The 5,012-nt window shown below is 73.8% G+C and carries 4 protein-coding genes and 1 pseudogene; all 5 read left to right on the top strand.

Features of this window, described 5'->3' with window-relative positions; translation table 11 throughout:
• Nucleotides 1–145: 145 nt before the first annotated feature.
• Nucleotides 146–1,401 (top strand): annotated as a pseudogene (locus ABZ641_RS25525) (AMP-binding protein); the annotation flags it as partial.
• Nucleotides 1,402–1,626: 225 nt separating this feature from the next.
• A complete protein-coding gene (locus ABZ641_RS25530) occupies nucleotides 1,627–1,923 on the top strand; it encodes a hypothetical protein (RefSeq protein ID WP_359985244.1) in 297 nt (98 codons plus the stop codon).
• Nucleotides 1,920–2,939 carry a pyruvate dehydrogenase (acetyl-transferring) E1 component subunit alpha gene (gene pdhA, locus ABZ641_RS25535; protein WP_359985237.1) on the top strand — a complete coding sequence of 340 codons (1,020 nt, stop codon included), beginning with the start codon at nucleotides 1,920–1,922 and terminating at the stop codon, nucleotides 2,937–2,939. Before ABZ641_RS25530 ends, pdhA begins: the two co-directional genes overlap by 4 nt.
• Nucleotides 2,936–3,931, top strand: coding sequence for an alpha-ketoacid dehydrogenase subunit beta (locus ABZ641_RS25540; RefSeq protein ID WP_359985239.1), 996 nt, complete (start codon nucleotides 2,936–2,938; stop codon nucleotides 3,929–3,931). Before pdhA ends, ABZ641_RS25540 begins: the two co-directional genes overlap by 4 nt.
• Nucleotide 3,932: 1 nt before the next feature.
• The coding region (locus ABZ641_RS25545) for an E3 binding domain-containing protein (RefSeq protein WP_359985242.1) at nucleotides 3,933–5,012 on the top strand (1,080 nt) is incomplete at its 3' end.

The following is a 5,012-nucleotide window of genomic DNA, read 5'->3' on the forward strand; positions in this document are numbered from 1 at the left end:
CGGCTGTGAACCGCTCCCGTGCGCGGGCCGCGAGTCCGTCGCGCGACGGCTGCCCGTTCATCGCACGATGGAAGTGCGGGTCCGGACACTGCGTGGAGCCGCCGTCCGGACCGGACGGGGAGGGCCTCGGTCGGGAGGAGCGAACATGCACTCTGACGGCCCGGAACGGGCCACGGACGCAGCCGCTGCCGGCACCCCGGAGGTACGCGCGGACCACTGGCGCCGCGCCCGGGAGCGGCTCGACGGTCTGCCCGGCGGACGTGGACTGAACATCGCTCACGAGGCCGTCGACCGGCATGTCGCCGCCGGCCGGGGAGACAGGCCGGCACTGCGCTGCATCGCCGCCGACGGCACCGTCACCGAGATCACCTACGGCCGACTCGCCCGGCTCAGCAACCGGTTCGCCGGCGGACTGCAGGCACTCGGAGTCGGTCCCGGCGACCGGGTCGCCTCGCTGCTCCACCGGTGCCCCGAGCTGTACGCGTCGGTGCTCGGCACGCTGAAGAACACCTCGGTGTTCTGCCCGCTGTTCCCGCCTTCGGGCCGGTGCCGGTCGAGGAGCGGCTGCGGCTGGGCGACGTGCGGGTGCTGGTCACCACCGGGGACCTCTACCGCCGCAAGGTGGCCGGCCGTCGGGAACACCTGCCGCGCCTCGAACACGTCCTGATCGTCGGCCCGACCACCGAGGCCTTCCCGGGCACCCTTCCCTTCGACGCGCTGACGGCCGACGCATCCGACGACTTCACCATCCCGGACACCGACCCGCAGGACATGGCGCTGCTCCACTTCACCAGCGGGACCACCGGCACGCCCAAGGGCGCCGTCCACGTCCACGAAGCCGTGGTCGCCCACCACGCCACGGCCGCGCTCGCCCTCGACCTCCGACCGGACGACGTGTTCTGGTGCACCGCCGACCCCGGGTGGGTCACCGGTACGTCCTACGGGATCATCGCCCCGCTCACCCACGGGGTCACCGCCGTCGTCGACGCCGGCGAGTACGAGGCCCGGCGCTGGTACGGCATCCTCTCCCGCGAGCGGGTGAACGTCTGGTACACCGCGCCCACGGCCATCCGGATGCTGATGCGGGTCTCACCCCGCGGAGCCCCGCCCGAACTCCCGCGCTCCTTCGACCTGTCGGCGCTGCGCTTCATCGCGAGCGTGGGCGAGCCGCTCAATCCCGAGGCCGTCCGCTGGGGAGAGGAGATCCTCGGCATGCCCATCCACGACAACTGGTGGCAGACCGAGACCGGCTGCATCATGATCGCCAACGTTGCGGGCGGCGAGGTACGGCCCGGGTCGATGGGACGGCCGCTCCCGGGCGTCGAGGCGGGGGTGCTGGAACGCGGGCCCGACGGCCGGGCGGTCGTACGGAACGGTCGGGTGACCGTCCTGCAGGAGCCGGGCGGCGAGGGCGAGCTCGCGCTGCGCCCCGGGTGGCCGTCGATGTTCCGCGGCTACCTGAACGCCGACGACCGCTACCGGGCCTGCTTCGCCGACGGCTGGTACCTCACCGGCGACGTGGCCCGGCGGGACAGCGACGGCTGGTACTGGTTCGTCGGCCGGGCCGACGACGTCATCAAGTCCGCGGGCCATCTCATCGGGCCCTTCGAGGTCGAGAGCACGCTGATGGAACACCCGGCCGTGGCCGAGGCCGGAGTGATCGGGCGCCCCGACCCGGTCGCGGGGGAGGTCGTGAAGGCCTTCGTCTCGCTCAAGCCGGGATTCGAGCCGGGAACCCCGCTCGTCCGCGACATCACGGCCTTCGCCCGGCGGCGGCTCGGCCCCGCCATCGCCCCGCGCGAGATCGCCTTCGACCAGCACCTGCCGAAGACCCGCAGCGGGAAGGTGATGCGTCGGCTCCTGCGGGCCCGTGAACTCGGCCTCCCGGAGGGCGACCTCTCCACCCTGGAGGAGACGCGATGACCGCCCGCAAACGCGCGCACGCCCGCCGCTCCGCGGATCACGCCGGTGAGCGGACCGGGCACCGGCACGAGCTGCTGCGCGAGATGGTGCGGATCCGCCGCTTCGAAGAGCTCTGCGTGGAGCTGTACAGCGCTGGGGAGATCCGCGGGTTCGTCCACCTGTGCATCGGCGAGGAGGCCGTCTCCGTCGGCGTCCTCGGCGCTCTGACGCAGGACGACGCCGTGGTGACCACCTACCGGGAGCACGGCCACGCCCTGGCGCGCGGCATTCCGGCCGAGGCCGTGCTCGCCGAGATGCTCGGCAGGATCACCGGGTGCAGCCGGGGGCGGGGCGGGTCGATGCACCTGTTCGACACCGGCCGGCGGTTCTACGGAGGCCACGGCATCGTCGCCGGCGGCCTGCCGGTGGCGGCCGGGCTGGCCCTCGCCGACCGGCTCCGCCACGACGGGCAACTGGCCTGCTGCCTCTTCGGAGACGGCGCCTTCGCCGAGGGCGAGTTCCACGAGACCGCCAACCTGGCCGCCCTGTGGGAGCTGCCCCTGCTGCTCGTCTGCGAGAACAACCTCTATGCCATGGGCACCCCGCTGGCCAGAGAACACGCCCAGATCGACCTCGCCGCCCGCGCCGCCTCCTACGGCATGGTCGCCTGGGCGGTGGACGGCATGGACGTCCTCGCCGTCGAGCGGGCGACGCGCCGGGCGGCCGCGCTCGTCCGCGAGGGCCACGGCCCCTGCTTCCTCGAACTGCGCACCTACCGCTTCCGCGCCCACTCGATGTACGACCCCGACCTCTACCGCGGCAAGGCCGAGGTCGAACGGTGGAAGCACCGCGACCCGATCACCGCCCTCGTCGGCCGGATGCAGACCGAGGACGGCTTCGACGACGACGCGCTCGCACTCCTGGAGAAGGACGTCGCGGAAGAACTCGACCTCGCCCTCGACAAGGCCCGCCGGGGCGGCCAGGAGCCGGTCGAGGACCTCCTGCGCTTCGTGCACAGCACCCGGGAGGCGCCGTGACACCCGCCGGGAGCGCCGCCGGGAGCGTCACGTACCGTGAGGCGCTCCGCGAGGCCATGCGCGAGGCGCTGGCCGCCGACGACCGGGTCTTCCTCATGGGCGAGGACGTCGGACGCTACGGCGGCGCGTTCGGCGTGAGCCTGGGCCTGCTCGACGAGTTCGGACCGGACCGCATCCGGGACACGCCGCTGTCGGAGTCCGCGTTCGTCGGCGCGGGCATCGGCGCCGCCATCGCGGGGATGCGTCCGATCGTCGAGATCATGACCGTCAACTTCAGCCTGCTGGCTCTGGACCAGATCCTCAACAACGCCGCCACGCTGCTCCACATGTCCGGAGGCCAGGTGGCCGTGCCCCTGGTGATCCGCATGACCACCGGTGCCGGACGCCAGCTCGCCGCCCAGCACTCTCACAGCCTGGAGGGCTGGTACGCGCACATCCCCGGCATCCGCGTCCTCGCCCCCGCGACGGTCGCCGACGCCCGCCACATGCTGGCACCGGCACTGGCCGACCCCGACCCCGTGGTGATCTTCGAACACGGCTCGCTCTACAACGCCTCCGGCTCCCCGGATCCCGACGGCGGACCGGTTGACCTGGCAACGGCGGCCGTCCGGCGCCCCGGCACGGCCGTCAGCCTCGTCACGTACGGGGGTTCCCTCGGCAAGGCGCTGGATGCTGCCGAGCGGCTCGCCGAGGACGGGACGGACGCCGAGGTCGTCGACCTGCGCACGCTCCGGCCGCTGGACGACGACACCGTCATGGGCTCCGTCCGCCGGACGCACCGGGCCGTGGTCGTCGACGAGGGCTGGCGGACCGGCGGCCTCTCCGCCGAGATCGCGGCCAGGATCACCGAGCAGGTCTTCTACGACCTGGACGCACCGGTCGAGCGGGTCTGCGCGGCCGAGGTCCCGGTGCCCTACGCCCACCAGCTGGAGGAGGCGGCACTGCCCCAGACCGCGGACGTCATGGCGGCCGTCCGACGGGCGGTCGGCTGACATGGCCGAGTTCACCATGCCCTCCCTGGGGGCCGACATGACCGAGGGCACCCTCCTGGAATGGCTCGTCCGCCCCGGGGACAGGGTCGACCGCGGTGACATCGTGGCCGTGGTGGACACCGCCAAGGCCGCCATCGAAGTGGAGTGCTTCGAGACCGGCACCGTCGAAGAGCTCCTGGTCGAACCCGGGACCGTGGTGCCGGTCGGCGCGCCGCTGGCCGTCATCGCCGCGGACACCGGCACGGACTCGGGTACGGGCACGGGCACGGGTACGCCGGCCGGGGCGCCGTCCGCCGTGGCGGACGAGCGGCCGGCGGAACAGCACGCGCAGCCGGTCGCCACCCCGTTGGTCCGACGGCTGGCCGAGGCGGGCGGTGTCGACCTGGCCGACGTCCACGGGACGGGGCCCGGCGGGCGGATCACCAGGGCGGACGTGGAAGCCGCACCACACGCGTCCGCCGAGCACCCGGCAGAACCGGCGGCCGCAGGCCCGTCGAGAACCCGTTCCCGCGACCAAGGCCCGTCGGAGCCGGGCCCGCCCACCGCGGTGGAAGCGGCCGGTGCGCGGATCCGGGCCACACCGATGGCCCGGCGGATCGCCGAGGAGGCGGGGCTGGACCTGGCCCTGGTACGGGGGAGCGGTGCCGACGGAGCCGTCCGCGCGGCCGACGTCCGCGCCGCGCTGCGCCCGGCGGAGACGGAGGAAGCGCGGACGGCCGCCGAATCGCCGCGGACGGCTCCCGAGTCGGCACGGACGGCCGGCGCACGGGCCGAGGCGATGCGGCAGGCCGTCGGCGCCCTGATGGACCGCTCCAAGCGGGAGATCCCCCACTACTACCTGTCGACCACGGTCGACCTCGCGGCCGCCGTGCGGTGGCTGCGCGAGCGGAACCGGCAACTGCCGGTCTCCGAACGGCTGGTGCCGGCCGCCCTGATGCTCAAGGCCGCGGCGCTCGCCGCCCGCGAGGTACCACAGCTCAACGGCTGGTGGACCGACGGATTCACCCCCGCACCCGCCGTCCACCTCGGCGTTGCCGTCGCCCTGCGCGGCGGCGGGCTGATCGCGCCCGCCATCCGCGAC

Origin of the sequence: Kitasatospora sp. NPDC007106 (assembly GCF_040634455.1) — a bacterium.
GTDB classification, from domain to species: domain Bacteria; phylum Actinomycetota; class Actinomycetes; order Streptomycetales; family Streptomycetaceae; genus Kitasatospora; species Kitasatospora arboriphila.

Bases quoted from the DNA above. Each gene is read 5' to 3' on its own strand.
- pdhA (WP_359985237.1), top strand. From the start codon at position 1,920: ATGACCGCCCGCAAACGCGCGCACGCCCGCCGCTCCGCGGATCACGCC.
- ABZ641_RS25530 (WP_359985244.1), top strand. From the start codon at position 1,627: ATGGAACACCCGGCCGTGGCCGAGGCCGGAGTGATCGGGCGCCCCGAC.